Source organism: Exiguobacterium sp. KKBO11, from assembly GCF_001644945.1.
Lineage (GTDB): Bacteria > Bacillota > Bacilli > Exiguobacteriales > Exiguobacteriaceae > Exiguobacterium_A > Exiguobacterium_A abrahamii.
On sequence record NZ_LUCU01000022.1, the window covers coordinates 573,649 to 588,933 of the forward strand.

14 protein-coding genes and 1 pseudogene are annotated in these 15,285 nt (G+C 45.1%); 8 read left to right on the forward strand and 7 right to left on the reverse strand.

Annotated elements, in window-relative coordinates; translation table 11 throughout:
* Positions 1-194: 194 nt before the first annotated feature.
* The 5 genes and pseudogenes from AYO36_RS09990 to AYO36_RS10010 form a co-directional block, all read left to right on the forward strand.
* A complete protein-coding gene (locus AYO36_RS09990; protein WP_064300304.1) occupies positions 195-680 on the forward strand; it encodes a hypothetical protein in 486 nt (161 codons plus the stop codon).
* Positions 681-847: 167 nt separating this feature from the next.
* Positions 848-1,957, forward strand: coding sequence for a flavodoxin-dependent (E)-4-hydroxy-3-methylbut-2-enyl-diphosphate synthase (ispG, locus tag AYO36_RS09995; RefSeq protein WP_023467533.1), 1,110 nt, complete (start codon positions 848-850; stop codon positions 1,955-1,957).
* Between the two features lie 99 nt (positions 1,958-2,056).
* Positions 2,057-2,626: a 5' nucleotidase, NT5C type gene (locus AYO36_RS10000; RefSeq protein ID WP_231884699.1), complete on the forward strand. Its 570-nt coding sequence runs from the start codon at positions 2,057-2,059 to the stop codon at positions 2,624-2,626.
* A gap of 211 nt (positions 2,627-2,837) precedes the next feature.
* Positions 2,838-3,281, forward strand: coding sequence for a LytS/YhcK type 5TM receptor domain-containing protein (locus AYO36_RS10005; RefSeq protein ID WP_369815322.1), 444 nt, complete (start codon positions 2,838-2,840; stop codon positions 3,279-3,281).
* A 54-nt stretch (positions 3,282-3,335) separates the two neighbouring features.
* Positions 3,336-3,806: pseudogene (locus AYO36_RS10010) on the forward strand (GGDEF domain-containing protein); the annotation flags it as partial.
* A gap of 55 nt (positions 3,807-3,861) precedes the next feature.
* Here AYO36_RS10010 and AYO36_RS10015 read toward each other — a convergent pair.
* The 5 genes from AYO36_RS10015 to AYO36_RS10035 all read right to left on the reverse strand — a co-directional run bounded on the left by AYO36_RS10015 (position 3,862) and on the right by AYO36_RS10035 (position 9,405).
* Positions 3,862-5,691 (reverse strand): GGDEF domain-containing phosphodiesterase, encoded by a 1,830-nt coding sequence (locus tag AYO36_RS10015; protein ID WP_064300307.1) that lies wholly within the window; start codon positions 5,689-5,691, stop codon positions 3,862-3,864.
* Between the two features lie 152 nt (positions 5,692-5,843).
* Entirely contained in the window at positions 5,844-7,274 is a 1,431-nt protein-coding gene (locus tag AYO36_RS10020; protein ID WP_064300308.1) for a bifunctional ADP-dependent NAD(P)H-hydrate dehydratase/NAD(P)H-hydrate epimerase, read from the reverse strand.
* Between the two features lie 94 nt (positions 7,275-7,368).
* Positions 7,369-7,800 carry a Fur family transcriptional regulator gene (locus AYO36_RS10025; protein WP_023467528.1) on the reverse strand — a complete coding sequence of 144 codons (432 nt, stop codon included), beginning with the start codon at positions 7,798-7,800 and terminating at the stop codon, positions 7,369-7,371.
* Positions 7,772-8,641, reverse strand: a complete 870-nt coding sequence (locus tag AYO36_RS10030; protein WP_064300309.1) for a metal ABC transporter permease — start codon at positions 8,639-8,641, stop codon at positions 7,772-7,774. Before AYO36_RS10030 ends, AYO36_RS10025 begins: the two co-directional genes overlap by 29 nt.
* Entirely contained in the window at positions 8,638-9,405 is a 768-nt protein-coding gene (locus AYO36_RS10035; RefSeq protein WP_023467526.1) for a metal ABC transporter ATP-binding protein, read from the reverse strand. Before AYO36_RS10035 ends, AYO36_RS10030 begins: the two co-directional genes overlap by 4 nt.
* A gap of 215 nt (positions 9,406-9,620) precedes the next feature.
* Between AYO36_RS10035 and AYO36_RS10040 the strand changes: the two genes are divergently transcribed.
* From AYO36_RS10040 to AYO36_RS10050, 3 genes are all read left to right on the forward strand, one after another.
* Positions 9,621-11,159, forward strand: a complete 1,539-nt coding sequence (locus AYO36_RS10040; protein WP_064300310.1) for a Ppx/GppA family phosphatase — start codon at positions 9,621-9,623, stop codon at positions 11,157-11,159.
* Positions 11,156-13,309, forward strand: a complete 2,154-nt coding sequence (locus AYO36_RS10045; RefSeq protein WP_064300311.1) for an RNA degradosome polyphosphate kinase — start codon at positions 11,156-11,158, stop codon at positions 13,307-13,309. The genes AYO36_RS10040 and AYO36_RS10045 overlap by 4 nt, the downstream gene beginning before the upstream one ends.
* A gap of 65 nt (positions 13,310-13,374) precedes the next feature.
* Positions 13,375-13,545, forward strand: coding sequence for a XapX domain-containing protein (locus tag AYO36_RS10050; protein ID WP_023467523.1), 171 nt, complete (start codon positions 13,375-13,377; stop codon positions 13,543-13,545).
* A 119-nt stretch (positions 13,546-13,664) separates the two neighbouring features.
* Here AYO36_RS10050 and AYO36_RS10055 read toward each other — a convergent pair whose 3' ends face one another.
* Together AYO36_RS10055 and AYO36_RS10060 are read right to left on the reverse strand one after the other, a co-directional pair.
* Positions 13,665-14,282 (reverse strand): hypothetical protein, encoded by a 618-nt coding sequence (locus AYO36_RS10055; RefSeq protein WP_064300312.1) that lies wholly within the window; start codon positions 14,280-14,282, stop codon positions 13,665-13,667.
* Positions 14,283-14,302: 20 nt separating this feature from the next.
* Entirely contained in the window at positions 14,303-15,205 is a 903-nt protein-coding gene (locus AYO36_RS10060; RefSeq protein WP_058712880.1) for a deoxyribonuclease IV, read from the reverse strand.
* Positions 15,206-15,285: the final 80 nt, after the last annotated feature.

Sequence of the window (15,285 nt, forward strand, 5' to 3'; positions counted from 1 at the left end):
TTATTTCATGTGGATTGATGTGTTTGTAAAGTTTATTTTCTCAACTCCCCCATTATGTAAAGGTCTGTTGAACTTGTAAATAGTTTTTGAGACATCCGTTTGTTAAGGTTTTATTAATCTGTACCATCACACATAAACCCTTTATCACCAATCAAAATTAAACAATTAAAATCTGTTATAAAACAGTAGAAAGAGTGATTCACTTGTCATTTTTACGTCAACTAATTAATTACTTACAAACTTCCTTAATTCCAAATTATCCGTTTTTGCGCCTTCGTTTGGCAGATGTTTCCCTTTATTTTTGTGGATTAGCTTGGATTTCATTTTGGACGACGGTCATTGATTCCTTCTTTTTACAAAAAAACATCCCGATCGTCGTCTGGTTCATCCTTCATTTCATCTTTATCGCAATCGCTGTATTACTTTACGTATTGTTTATGGCGTATCTAACGAAGGGGTTTGTCCGATTGTTACTTCCCCGTCCGTGGGCGTATCGCCACACGTTTCCTTACACGGTCGCAACAAATCTCTGGTCTTTCCCACTCGGTATGCTTCTATACCAACTCGATTACCCTCGCTTCGGAATCGGGATACTCGTAATCGGACACTTCGTCTACACATTAGTACCATTATGGATTGCCCGTTCCTCAAAGCCACGCGCTTCACGTAAACCTCAATGAGTATAAAAATCAGGCGTCCGACGGATTGACGGACGCCCTTCTTTCATTAAACAATTGTAAATGTTCAATTTTCGTTCTTGTTTCTCGATTTTTAGGGAATAGTTCGATATGATAGAAAAGGTAAACATAAACAATATGGCGGTATGCCACAAAAGGAGATTTTCGATATGCCGAAAATGGTCCATCGCTCTAAGACTCGTCCCGTTCGTGTAGGGGACCTTGTCATTGGTGGAAATAATGAAGTCATCATCCAAAGTATGACGACAACTAAAACACACGACGTCGAAGCGACAGTCGCTGAAATCCTACGCCTTGAAGAAGCTGGTTGCCAAATCGTCCGCGTCGCTTGTCCAGAAGAACGTGATGCGCTCGCACTTGCAGAAATCAAAAGCCGAATTAACATTCCGCTTGTCGTAGACATCCACTTCAACTATAAACTTGCGCTTATGGCAATCGAAGCTGGCGTCGATAAAATCCGGATCAACCCGGGTAACATCGGTCGTCGCGAAAAGGTCGAAGCCGTCGTTACAGCAGCAAAAGCGAAAAACATCCCAATCCGGATCGGGGTAAACGCCGGTTCACTTGAAAAGCATATTCTTGAAAAATATGGCTACCCAACTGCTCGTGGTATGGTCGAGAGTGCTTTGCACCACATTAAGATTCTCGAAGATCTCGACTTCCATGATATCATCGTCTCGCTTAAGGCATCAGACGTACAGTTGGCGCTTGAAGCGTATCAGCTCGCTTCTGAATCATTCGACTATCCACTTCACGTCGGGATTACGGAATCTGGTCCACTTCGCTCTGGTTCATTAAAATCAGCAGCGGGACTTGGCGCGATCTTGTCACGCGGAATCGGAAATACAGTTCGTGTATCTCTTTCAGCGGACCCTGTCGAAGAAGTAAAAGTCGCAAAAGAAGTCTTGAAATCATTTGGTCTCGCAGCGAACGCAGCGACATTGATCTCATGTCCAACATGTGGTCGGATCGAAATCGATTTAATGTCAATCGCTGCAGAAATCGAAGACTATATCGAAAACATCCAAGCGAACATCAAAGTTGCGGTTCTCGGATGTGCGGTCAACGGTCCTGGTGAAGCACGTGAAGCTGATATCGGTATCGCTGGTGCACGAAACGAAGGATTGTTATTCCGTCACGGAGAAATCATCCGTAAAGTACCGGAAGCAACGATGGTCGAAGAATTGAAGAAAGAGATCGATGCGATCGTTCTCGAAAAACAGGCTGAAAAAGAAGCCGAAAAAGCGAACCATGCATAAGTTGAAGACTCCTCCCTCGCGAGGAGTCTTTTTTCGTATCTCGATTTCGACTATGTTATACTAAGTGAAGAAAAATTTTTAGAACGTGGGTGACTGTAAATGAAAATTGGAATTGACATTGATGGAACGATCACACATCCATCCTCTTGCTTCACTTACATGAATAAATATCTCGGAACGTCGATTGACTTCAATCAGGCGTCCGAGTATGAATTGCATACGTACACCGATATGAATCAAATCGAATTTTGGGACTACATGGTGAACTCCGGTCACGAGACCGGCATTTATCGTGAATCTATCCCTCAAGAACATGTTCGCCACCACTTATGGAATTTGCGGAAGCAATATGACCTCCATTACGTAACAGCACGATCGGAGCTCGTTCGTCCTGTAACAGAAGAGTGGATCAAACAACACGAACTTCCTCTTGATTCCTTGATCATGACGGGATCACACGACAAAGTACAAGTCGTTCGTGATTTATCACTCGATTTATTCATGGAAGATCGATTAGAGAATGCTGTGCAGATCGCAGAAGACACATCGATTCCTGTAATCTTGTTCGACGCACCTTATAACCGTAAAGCCGTACCGAATAATGTCATTCGTGTCGCTTCATGGAATGAGGCCGTTCAAGAGATTCAAAAATTTGCACCGATTCGTTAAAACAGCCGATTAGGCTGTTTTTTCCATTTTTATGTCATTGTATGACTTGATATCGTACAATGACGATAGATTGAAACTTTGATATAGGAAGGGCTTCGTGATGCTTGCGACAGTGAATATCTTTTTTATTAATATCTGTATTATTTTTCTCGTTTCTACGTTCACCTTTTACCTACTTCGTGATCGTTTGCCAATTCAACCTGACTCAAAAATGTCTACTCGTCTCTATTTCGGACTTTCCAATGGTATGACTGGCATTCTACTTATGCATAATGCAATCGACTTAAATGGAGCGTTGATTGATTTACGGTTATTACCTCTCGCTTTGTCCGCTTTGTTCGGTGGTAATATCAGTATTGCCGTGACAGGGCTGATGCTCTTGATTTATCGATTCGTGATTGATAGTGGCGATTCACTAGACGCTCTGTTTAGTTCTGTCATCACACTACTTGGATTTCTAGTACTTTCTTTTATTTGTCGTCGATTCATCAAACGGCAAGGGTATTTCTTTTCTGCTATCGTCACGGTCGGTTCCCTACTCGTACTCTCGCGATTGATTATGAGCAACTCCCCAGCGGATGCCTGGGGAACGATTTATATTCCATATTTCATTTTAACGATTGGTGGAGCCTTTTTGTTTTATCGTTTGTCTTAACTTCTTCAGCAGCATTTTGTTCTTTATTCTTATCAATCCTATCTTGCTTCGACCGATCAATTGACGCGGCTCGCGAACCGCCATGTCATTTTAGAAAAAGTCACGACGCTCGAAAAGAGTAAAGATTCTTGGGGAGTCATCTTGTTTGATTTGGATCACTTCAAGAATATAAACGATACACATGGCCACGCTATAGGAGACGCTGTCTTGCGCCACTTTTCAATCTTATTGAACGAGCATTGTCCGGCACCCGTTACGGTCGGTCGATATGGTGGTGAAGAATTCATCGTCATCGTTCCAGACATTGAACCGCATCCTCCTGTCGTCTTAGCTGAAACAATCGTAACAGCTGTTCAGCAAACACCGTTCGTCATGCAAGATCATGCCGTATCCATTACGGTATCCGCAGGAATTGCTTACGCTCATCAACAACCAGCTGAAACAGTATTTAAGCAAGCGGATAGCGCTTTGTACGAAGCAAAAGCACAAGGACGAAATCAGTCTCGCCTGTATCAATCGAAATGAATACTAAAAAGCCACTTCTCCTCCGAGCGATTCGGACTGAAGTGGCTTTTGTTGGTCAACGGACCGTTCCTTCATTCGTCTTTTGCAGTAGACAGATGATTTCTTCAAGTGGTACCGGTTTAGCGAAGAAATAACCTTGGAATAGATGAATACCGATTTCCTTGGCAATGCGTACTTCTTCTCCTGTCTCAACTCCTTCGACGATACATTCGACATGCATCGACTGGCTCAGTTGAAAAATCGACTCGAGGATGGATTGTCGTTTCTCCGATTCACCGATTTGTTCGATGAATTGCTTCGGAATCTTTAATTGACGTAACGGTAACAAACGCTCGAGAACATGATAGGATGCGTGACCAGTTCCGAAATCATCGAGTGACAACGGGAAATCGAGCGTTTTGATTCGTTTGAGCGCTCGATGAATCGATTGACTCTCGAAATCAAGTGACTGACTCTCTGTGATTTCAATTTTAATCTGTTGCGGTTTTAAGGCATACTTCAGTAGCGTTCGTTCGATGAACGGCATGAACGATTCACTCGTCAACTGGCGTGGTGATACGTTGACAGATAACGTAAACTCGTCTGGAACCAGATCGATCAATGCTTTGCGTGTCTTACAGCTTTCCTCAAAAATCCATTCTCCTAGACGAATGATTAAATCACTTTTTTCAGCAATCGGAATGAATACGGATGGTCGATCTGCTCCTTGTAACGAGGTCTTCCATCGAACTAAGGCCTCAAGACCGATGAATCGCTCTGATCGGACATCGTATTGTAATTGATAGACCAGATGAAAATCCGTTTCGATGTTAGCTTGGGCTAGGGATTGTGCTGCTTTGACTCGTAATTCTTGATCCTTACGCCATTCTTGGTCAATACACATCACACGTTCGTTTTGTTGCGCTGCTTCTTGTAAGGCAGTCAATAATTGCTGCACCCGACGCTTTCGATTGTTGGTCGCCCCTTCGCCATTATCAATGACGATGGATATGTTGACATAGACATGATGCCCCTCGATTTCGTATGGTACAGAGATTTCTTGGCTCAATTCTTCCATCGCTTCCTTACACGCCACCTCGTCCGGCTTTTCCATGACGATCAATAACGTCCCTGCTTCAATCCGAGCAAAAGCTTGATAAGGAGGTAGTTGTCTCTTGAGTCGCTCGATACAGGCGCGTAGTACTTGTAACTGAATATCTTCTCCAAAATAACGTGCCAGCTCATAGTAGTTTTCTAAATGAATCCCGACAAAAATGAGCTGTTGTTCGGGTCTTGGAAAATCAATTTCGTTTAATCCTTGGCGATTCAAGACACCTGTTTCTTCATCACGTCGCGCCGTATCGTGTAATTGTATCGCAAGGTCATTTAACCGATTTAAATTGCGAATATGCAAGTGATTGATGACAAGCGCAATCGATACGCCAATCACAATCATGCCAATCCGTCCATAATGGTCCGTCGGATCAATTTCTACCGTCACGGTATCGGCATTCCACATGACATACAAACTAGTTGCGATGGCAATCACGATGGCGTACCACATCATGATTCGTTGATACGAGATTAAAGCGATCATCAAAAACAAAAAGCTACTTGCCCAAACGGTAACTGCCGCATAAGGTAAAAAGCTAATCGATGTAATCGGAACGACGAGCAACATCAAAGACAATAAGTGCGTTTGCAAAACGGTTTCCATTTTGCGACGACTAATATAAAAAATAAATAGACCCATGACGATTAAAAATGAAATGATGACAGAACGACTCAAATACGCATTCTTAATTGTCTCTTCTGTCGTCGTATAAATGATCAAAGCACCAACGAACATCATGAATAAGGCAAAATTTCCAATCCACCATTGTTGTTTCCGAACGATATCCTCCATGCTTTCCCCCTCCTTTCCGTCTGATTTTCCGTATAAAGGTTTCGACATCGCTTGATGATACTCCTGTCAAATGGAATGTGTCAATTCTTTCCTAAAAAGAAAAGTCTTCCCTCATACGTATCGTGGAAGACTTTTCTTTCAAATTGATGTTTTTATAGCTCGACTCTTCCTAACTCCTCGATGACATCCGTTGCTAGCAAGCTGCTCGGATGCATGTGTCGTTCGACTTGTCGAGAAGCACGTGCATACCACTCCGCTCCTTGCGCTAGTGTTCTTTCAATATCTCCTGTTGGATGTTGTGCAAGAAGGCTGGTCAATATGCCAAACAGCGTATCCCCACTTCCTCCTTTGGCGAGACCACTTGATGCACCAGAGACGACGAATCCGCCTCCATCTGGTTTCGCGATTAAGATGACATGGGACTTCAAAACGACAGTTACTTGATGCAAGATGGCATAGTCGGTTGCCTGACCAAAAAGATCATCTTGAATACTTTCGACACTCTGATTCGTCATCCGGGCGAATTCACCGATATGCGGTGTGACGATGATTGGCGCGGTTCGTTCGGGATAACTTTCTTTTACTAAAGCTGCAGCATCTAGTACAACCGGCAAATCACTCTCAAGCAGATAGTCCACCCATGTTTCGACTGCCTCTTGCGATAATCCGGGACCGATTCCAACTGCTGAGACGGAGGGGAGCATCTCCTGAATTGCTGGTAACGTCTGATCAATGACCATCGCTTCCGGCGCTTGGACGATGATTCCATGTTTCGCAAGTGCCGTCGTTGCCACTTGTAGTTTACCGACTCCTGTTCGTAAGGCTGCCCGTGTCGCGAGTTGGATGGAACCCGGCATCGTCTCACTTCCACCAATCAATAGCGCCGTCCCGTACGTTCCTTTATGACCGTATGGTTCCCGCTTGAACAACGCGGTCACACCATTAGGTGATACGCGCCATTCACCAAATGTCGGTAATCCGATATCAATCGTTTCTGATTCGCCATAAAACGGTGCTGTCCGTATTAAAAAGGCAGATCGTTTCATTGCATGCAGTTGAAATGTCACGTCTGCGCGAACCGCTGTCTCCTTAAATTCCGTTGCGTGATCCGTCGGTACTCCGCTCGGCACATCCACTGCATAGATACGCGCCCCTTGTCGCTTTTGTTCCGATACGAATTCACATTGCGCTTCGAACACTTGATTCACCCGCTTTGGATCAAATCCCGTTCCATATAAGGCATCTAGAATGACATCATATTGACCACACGGTTGTTCGGTCACGAGTCCAAACGCTTCTGCATAATGGACATGAACGATGGATGTATCCGAACGATTCTCTCCAAATGGTGCATGTAGTGTGACATCAAATCCGTCGCGTATCAATTCGCGTCCAATAACATACCCATCCCCACCGTTATTGCCTGTCCCACATAAAATCAAGATTCGCTCCGTCTTCCTATGACGCTCTTTGATACGTGTTGCGATGTGACTTCCAGCTCGTTCCATCAGCACTTCAAGTGGCAGTCCGGATGTCCGTGCCCACTCATCGATTTGTCGCGCTTCTTGTGTATCATAAATCATCTTCTCATCACCTCTGTTCGACTATTCCCGTTTTGAACAGGACTAGTCTTTTAAAACGCAAAAAGAGGACGCCCGGCCGGGCATCCTCTTTCATTTAAGATGTCATGCGTTGACAATTCGCACAGCGTCCATAAATTTCGAACTTATGATCCTCGACTTCAAAGCCAGTCTCTTGGACCGGAGAAACCCATTCCATCGGACAGACATTCAATGTTTCCGTCTTGCCGCAGATTCGGCATATCAAATGATGATGATGGTGTCCTGAAGCACAAGCTGCTCGGTATTTCATCTCACCGTCTAATTCCGTCACTTCTAATAAGTCGATTTCCGAAAAGTCATTCAAGTTTCGATAGATTGTATCATAACTTAACGAAGGATGAGACGTTCGAAGAGCTTCTGCTACTTCCCGCGCACTGACATAACGATTCACTTCAAACAGATACGATAGCAAATCGAGACGCTTCGGTGTCATTTTAAACCCGGAAGCCTTCATGCGTTCACGCGCTTGTTCGATGTTCGTCTTCATGTGTTTTCCCTCCTATCCAAAAACGTTCCAACAGCATCACGATGATCAGCTCAAGTACCGCAAGCAAGACGATCATTCCGCCGGGTGCCAAATCGAACTGATAGGCCAGGATGAGCCCAAGTACTGTCGCAACCTCACCAAATATGATAGCTAAAAAGATCGTCGCCTTAAAACTTTTCGCAATTCGAAGTGCTGCCGCAACCGGTAACGTGATTAAGCTTGAGACAAGCAAAATCCCAACGATTCGCATACTGATCGCAATGACAAGCGCAACGACGATCATAAAGAGTATATGCACTAAGCGAAGGCGAATCCCGGAAACGCGCGCCTGCTCCTCGTCAAAGGAGAGGAACAACAATTCCTTATAAAAAGCAAAAACGAAGATGACGACGACGACCGTCACGATAAGAATCGTGTACACATCCGTCAAGGCGACAGCCGAGACCGTTCCAAACAAGAAGGAGACGAGATCCATTGAAAAGCCGTTCGCGAGACTGATGAATGTTGCTCCAAGCCCCATCCCCGTCGCCATGATGATCGGGATTGCGAGTTCTTGGAAATGCTTGTACTTCGCACGCAACCAATCGATCGTCAGTGCCGCGATGACCGACGTCACGATTCCTAAATACAGTGGATTCAAGTCCGCTAATTGTGCGACCATTCCAGAAATCAATAGACTGAGCGCAATTCCGGCAAGGGTGACGTGTGATAGTGCATCTGCGATCAAGCTCATCCGCCGGACGACGACGAACGAACCGATCAATGGTGCCGTGAATCCGATCAGAATGGCAGCCACTAAAGCGTACTGTAAAAACTTTAACGTCATGAACGCTTCAATCATTGAACACTCTTCCCTTCATGAACGAGAACACGTCCCGGAACCGGATAGAGGGAGCGGATCGTCTGTTCATCTAGTTCCCAGTATTCCTTGATGCCACAGTTACACCCTAAACGTCCATCGACCAGATGAATCACATCCGTGACAAGTTTACTGACGAAGTGAATATCATGCGTGACAAGAACGAATGTCCGGCGCTTATCTCGACGAAGTTCTTCTAAGATCTCATAAAATTCTTTCACGTATCGCTGATCGACACCAACGGTTGGTTCATCCAAGATCATTAAATCAGGATCGTTGACGAGCGCACGTGCGATGAAAACACGTTGTTGTTGACCACCGGATAGGTCGCCGACTTTTGAATCGCGTCGCTCCCACATTCCGACCGTTTCGAGGGCCGTTCGTACTTTGTCTCGATCGTCGCGAGATAAGCGACGAAAGAGTCCTTTTTTGGCGTACAGTCCCATCTCAACGACTTCTGCGACAGTCACCGGAAAACCGGAGTTGAACGCTGCCGCTTTTTGCGAAACATAGCTAATCCGCCACCATTCATTGAATTGTGATTGGGATTGTCCAAATAAACGAATCGTTCCTTTCGGTTGCAATAACCCTAATATACATTTGATCAGCGTCGATTTTCCGGATCCATTTTCCCCGACAATGGCTAAAAATTGTCCTTGCTCGACCTGAAACGAGACTTGATTCAACACCCGACGATCTGGGTAATCATAGCTGACTTGATCAATCTCGATGATTGGTGTTTCCATTTATTTTCACTCCTTCCGTTTTCGTAAAACGGAATAATTACGCCTTAATCAACTGTCTTATTATAGCGCCCGCCAATTATTGGCGCAACTCTAGCAACTTCCTATCCTCCTTAGAAAACATTCAAGGTACAATAAAGAAAGAAGCTAGCTGTTTCCGGCTTGTTCAGAGAGGGAATTCTTTTAGTGCACGCATCGCAGAGAGGAGTCGGAGTCATTTGAAACAAGAACTTGCAGTCATCGATATCGGTTCCAACTCGATTCGTTATGTTATCTTCCATCCGATCGCTTCTGGTCGCTATATCGAGAAGATTAATATTAAAGTCGTCGCCCGGTTATCTGCTCACATCAACGAGGATGGAGCACTCGATGATGAAGGCATCGCCTTACTCGAAGAAACTTTACATCGTTTTTATGAAGTTGGTGTCACCCATGAAGTCGAAGAAACGATCTGTGTCGCGACAGCAGCCATCCGTAATGCAACGAACCGAGATGCCATCGTTGAATCCGTTACAGAAAACACGCCTTTTTCCATTCAGGTTCTGACAGATGAACAAGAAGCATACTATGGCTATTTTGCCATCATCAATTCGACCTTCCTTGAAGACGGATTTTCCGTTGATATCGGTGGTGGTTCCATGGAGGTCACCTTGATTGAGAATCGTGAAATGGTCGCGTATCACAGCTTTCCATTTGGTGCCGTCACCTTGACACGGCAATTCGTTTCGGACGAGACACTAAGTGCCAGCGACAAGAAGAAATTGGTGAAATTCCTACGGGAACAATTCGAATCGATTCCATGGCTGAGTGACAAAAAGCTTCCTTTAATCGGTGTCGGTGGTTCTGCCCGAAATTTCGTTCGGATCCATCAGTCGAATCAGGACTATCCCCTTCGAAGTGTTCATCAATATCAAATCAAAGCGAAAGAACTTGCGAAGATGGTCGACGATCTCGAAGGAAAGTCGGCGAAACAACTATCGAAAATCGAAGGACTATCAAAAGATCGAATTGATATCTTCCTGCCGGCATTGATTGCGATTCAAGAGTTAGCCCATCACATCGAAGCAGAAGAATTCGTCATGAGTAATCTCGGTCTTCGCGAAGGTCTTGTTTACGAGTTCGATGTGCAATACGAAGCATACCGTCGGATTGAAAACGTACGTGAGCAAAGTCTCTATCAGCTCGAGAGCGACTATAAGGTCAATCGAGATCGTGCGTCATATATTGGAACACTCGCCAAATCGATGTACCGGCAGCTCGTCACGCTCGACTTGATTTCAGAACGCGCGTCTGATCTACGACTGCTCGATTCAGCAAGTCGCTTATTTTATTGTGGACAATACATTAATCCAGATACACGATCGGACCAGACGTTCTACTTGTTGACGAATACCGAACTGAACGGCATGACGCACAAGGATCGCGTTGCTCTCTCGCTCGTCAGTTCCTATTCTTCAGCTAAACGGATGAACCAACTTGCAAAACCTTTTAAGGACTGGTTTACGGAAAAATCGCTGGATCGCTTTGACCTACTTGGATCTCTCCTCAAATTAAGTCATGCGCTCGACGTGACGGAGCGAAAAGCTGTCGATCATTTGGAGCTATTCCTTCAAAAGGATCAACTCCAATTCGTCCTCGATACAGGGGATCATGATTATGGATTCGAAGTCGAAAAAGCGGAAAAACAAAAGAAACACCTGGAACGAATCATTGATTGTACGATTACCTTCGAAACGAAAGGAGATCTTCCTTCATGAAGCTCGACATACCGGAACATTTCAATAATCGTGAGCTTAGCTGGCTCCAATTCAACAAACGTGTACTGGATGAAGCGTTTGACACACGCAATCCGTTAATGGAACGTTTTAAGTTTCTCGGTATCTTTAGTTCCAATCTAGACGAGTTCTATATGGTACGGGTCGGTGGTTTAAAGGATGAAGTACTCGCCGGATTCAATAAACCGGAAAATAAACAACAGATGACACCCAAACAACAGTTACGTGCGATCGCAGCGAAAACAAAAGAGTTAGTCGATCGGCAATACGAAGCATTTCAAGCAATCAATCAGACGTTATCCGATGAAGGCATTACATTCTTGAAATATGACGCCCTGACTTCGGAACAAACGACCTATGTAAAATCCTTTTTCCGTGAACAAGTCTTTCCGGTACTCACGCCCGTTGCCGTCGATGCCTATCGTCCGTTCCCGATGCTCTCGTCAAAATCACTTAACATCGCAACGGTACTCGAGGCAGAAGACGGGACGAAACGAAATTTGGCGCTCGTACAAGTACCTGCTGTTTTACCGAGATTCGTCGATTTACCAGTAGAAGATGACGAGACGACGGCTGTCATCTTACTCGAAGACGTCATCATCGCCTTCATCGATAGTCTATTCAAAGGCTATCGTGTGTTGTCTGCCATGCCGTTTCGGATTACGCGTAATGCCGACCTTCCGTTTCATGAGGAAGGTACGCATGACTTATTAAAGCTGATTGAGAAAGAATTAAAAAAACGGCGTTGGGGAGTCGCAATTCGACTCGAAGTCCAAAAAGCTGCCATCAATACCGAACTGCTCAACATGTTACGCGATGTGCTTGATTTGCAGGAACGCGACATCTTTGCCGTGGACGGTCCGATTGATTTAACGTTCTCCTTTGCCTTCTACAGTCAAATCGGTATTGAATATGATCATTTGATCTATCAGACGATCATGCCGGTCGACCCACCGGCACTCGATAGTTCAAAAAATCTGTTTAATCAATTACTGGAACGCGATTACCTCTTGCATCATCCGTATCATACGTTTGATCCTATCGTCCGGTTCATCGTCCAAGCGGCGAATGATCCGAACGTCCTTGCCATCAAACAAACGCTTTATCGTGTATCTGGTGACTCACCGATCATCAAGGCCTTAAAAACGGCAGCGGAGAACGGGAAACAGGTCACCGTCCTCGTTGAACTGAAGGCTCGATTCGACGAGGCGAAGAACATCGAGTGGGCAAAGCAACTGGAGAAAGCCGGCGCTCATGTCATTTACGGATATAGTGATTTAAAGACCCACTCAAAGATCACGCTCGTCGTTCGACTCCACGAAGGCAAGATTCAGCGTTTCGTCCATCTTGGTACCGGCAACTATAATGATTCGACGGCGAAACTATACACGGACGTCGGATTATTAACCGCTCGGGAAGAGATCGCCGAAGATGCGACGAACTTCTTCAATTGGTTATCCGGATACGGGGAACAGCCGGAATGGAACGTCATCCAAACTTCACCGAACGCGATGCTTGAGAAGTTCCTGTCATTGATTGATGAAGAGATTCATCATCATAAAAAACACGGAAACGGTCGAATCGTCGCCAAGATGAATAGTCTAACGGAAAAAGACATCATTTTACGGCTTTACAAGGCATCGCGCGCTGGTGTCCAAGTCGAACTCATCGTTCGGGGCGTCTGTTGTCTGCGTCCTGGTATTCCAGATGTTTCGGAGAACATTCGCGTCATCTCGATCGTCGATCGTTACTTGGAGCATTCACGCATCTTCTACTTCCATCACAACGGTCAGGATTTGATGTATGGATCAAGCGCAGACTGGATGACACGCAACATGCGAAAACGAATTGAAATCTTGTTCCCAATCATGGACGAAGAACATAAGGAGTATTTAAAGGATTGCCTCGCCCTCGCCCTGGCTGATAATGTAAAGTCGCGTGAGCAGGCAGCCGATGGATCCTATCATTACGTGAAGGAAGGAAAACAGAGCTGTGAATCCCAGTTGCTGATTCAAGACTATACGAGCGGCAAACTCAAACAAAAACCTAGTTTTACAACACCATTAACACAAAAGTGGATCACGATCGAAAAGAAGGAGGACAAAGTCATTCTTGATCAAAATGCTACATGATTCTGGTAATGTTTTACCACGTACTCTACTTCACATGCTGATTTACAGCAGAAAGGACGAAATGTATGCTTCAGCAAATCTTATTATCCCTTCTCGCCGGCGTCATCTGCGGCGTCGTGTTTACCGCACTGAAACTGCCGATTCCTGCCCCACCCGTTTTTCCAGCCGTCGTCGGAATCTTCGGTGTCTTCCTTGGGATGAAAATCTATCTATTTTTAGTAGAACGCTTTTTCTAATCCAAACAAAAACAGTTCTCTTTGTTGCCAGCGCAGAAAAGAGAACTGTTTTTGATTCTTTTTAAGGTTTTAATGATTAAATGTCAGTCGCGGGAGCTTTGCTTGAATAGGAAAAGATTTTACTCACTCTCTTCCGTTGCCGCTGCCGTATCCACCGCATGAAGCATCTGTTGATGTAACCACCGGTGACAGGTCGGGCAAACCGTCTGATATCCTTCTGGTGTCAAATGCCATTCCAGTAACGACTGCCTAGACTCCTCACAATGCATACATTGACGCGCGACTTGTTCCAGATGATTTCGCTCCTTGAAGCGCTCGATTCGACGTTGTTTAGATTGTTCGAGTGTCAGTACATCCGTTTCGAAATACCCATACTGCCATGAATCAAGCAGACGCGTGCGAAACACGCCTTCGACCGGTCCAGTTTTAAGACCAAGTTGATCGAGTGGTCGTCCAAGTAAGGGATGACGTAAATCCACACTGATGAGATCAAGGCACACATATGACCCTTCCGAGTCGTCAGCATTCGTCAACCAAAATGGATCTTCTGGACGTGTCGTATACTCGGTGAACAAGGCTTCAGCATACGCCATGATACCGTCAGTCGTCGCAAGAAACACCTCTTCTCCCTCTACCAGTTCTGCCGGCAAATAAAACGGTTCCTTTGTTTCATAGTAGTGGACAACAGCTTTTCGTATCGCAAAACTAGTATCATCAACGACGAGTATATGACACATCACAGACACCCCTTTATGAGTTATTCGACCGGTGCTCCTAGAATCGGTAGACGCCAGTCTGCATCAAACGCACCCGAACGTAACATATCGATTTCTTGTTTATACGGTGCCACTTTTTTCTTTGGATCGAGACCGATGTATGGCGTCTCTAAGATTTTCGGTAAATGTGCCAGAGCAGGATGATGCACGACGCGATGTAAGGCATCAAATCCAATCTCACCAAAACCAATATTTTCATGACGGTCCTTTCGCGCACCACGTATATTCTTTGAGTCATTCACATGGATGACACCAAGACGATCCAGTCCAACGATCCGGTCGAATTGCTCAAGAACACCATCTAAGTCGTGCACGATATCGTATCCTGCATCATGCACGTGACATGTATCGAGACAGACGGACAGACGATCATGATGTGTGACGCCTTCGATGATTTGAGCAAGTTCCTCGAAGGTTTTTCCGATTTCCGATCCTTTTCCAGCCATCGTCTCAAGCGCGATCTTGACCTGTTCGTCACCTGTCAGTACTTCATTGAGTCCTTCGACAATCCGTTTGATTCCGATTTCTTCCCCAGCACCGACATGCGCACCAGGATGTAATACGATGTGTTGCGCCTTTTCAAGCGCTTCTGCTCGTTTAATTTCTGCTGCTAAAAACGAAACGGCGAGTTCGAATGTCTCGGGTTTCGTCGTATTCCCTAAGTTAATGATATACGGCGCATGCACGACGATTTCCTCTATTCCATTAGCACTCATATGTTGCAATGCTTCTTGAATCCGTAACTCTTCCATCGGCTTACGGCGTGTATTTTGAGGTGCTCCTGTATAGACCATCATCGTCGTTGCACCGTAAGATGCCGCTTCCTCACTTGCACCTAACAGCATTTTTTTCCCCGAAACGGAGACGTGTGAACCTATTTTCATGTTCTTTTCCACCTTTCTCTTTTTACAGTGTACCAAATCTTAAAAACAACAAGACACCCGAAAAATGTTTTTTCATTTCA

Excerpts from the sequence above, each read along its gene's own strand:
- AYO36_RS10045 (WP_064300311.1), top strand. The coding sequence starts at position 11,156 with ATGAAGCTCGACATACCGGAACATTTCAATAATCGTGAGCTTAGCTGG.
- AYO36_RS10005 (WP_369815322.1), top strand. The coding sequence starts at position 2,838 with ATGTCTACTCGTCTCTATTTCGGACTTTCCAATGGTATGACTGGCATT.
- AYO36_RS10055 (WP_064300312.1), bottom strand. The coding sequence starts at position 14,282 with ATGTGTCATATACTCGTCGTTGATGATACTAGTTTTGCGATACGAAAA.
- AYO36_RS10015 (WP_064300307.1), bottom strand. The coding sequence starts at position 5,691 with ATGGAGGATATCGTTCGGAAACAACAATGGTGGATTGGAAATTTTGCC.
- AYO36_RS10050 (WP_023467523.1), top strand. The coding sequence starts at position 13,375 with ATGCTTCAGCAAATCTTATTATCCCTTCTCGCCGGCGTCATCTGCGGC.
- AYO36_RS10020 (WP_064300308.1), bottom strand. The coding sequence starts at position 7,274 with ATGATTTATGATACACAAGAAGCGCGACAAATCGATGAGTGGGCACGG.
- AYO36_RS10035 (WP_023467526.1), bottom strand. The coding sequence starts at position 9,405 with ATGGAAACACCAATCATCGAGATTGATCAAGTCAGCTATGATTACCCA.
- AYO36_RS10030 (WP_064300309.1), bottom strand. The coding sequence starts at position 8,641 with ATGATTGAAGCGTTCATGACGTTAAAGTTTTTACAGTACGCTTTAGTG.
- AYO36_RS10060 (WP_058712880.1), bottom strand. The coding sequence starts at position 15,205 with ATGAAAATAGGTTCACACGTCTCCGTTTCGGGGAAAAAAATGCTGTTA.
- ispG (WP_023467533.1), top strand. The coding sequence starts at position 848 with ATGCCGAAAATGGTCCATCGCTCTAAGACTCGTCCCGTTCGTGTAGGG.
- AYO36_RS10025 (WP_023467528.1), bottom strand. The coding sequence starts at position 7,800 with ATGAAGACGAACATCGAACAAGCGCGTGAACGCATGAAGGCTTCCGGG.
- AYO36_RS10000 (WP_231884699.1), top strand. The coding sequence starts at position 2,057 with ATGAAAATTGGAATTGACATTGATGGAACGATCACACATCCATCCTCT.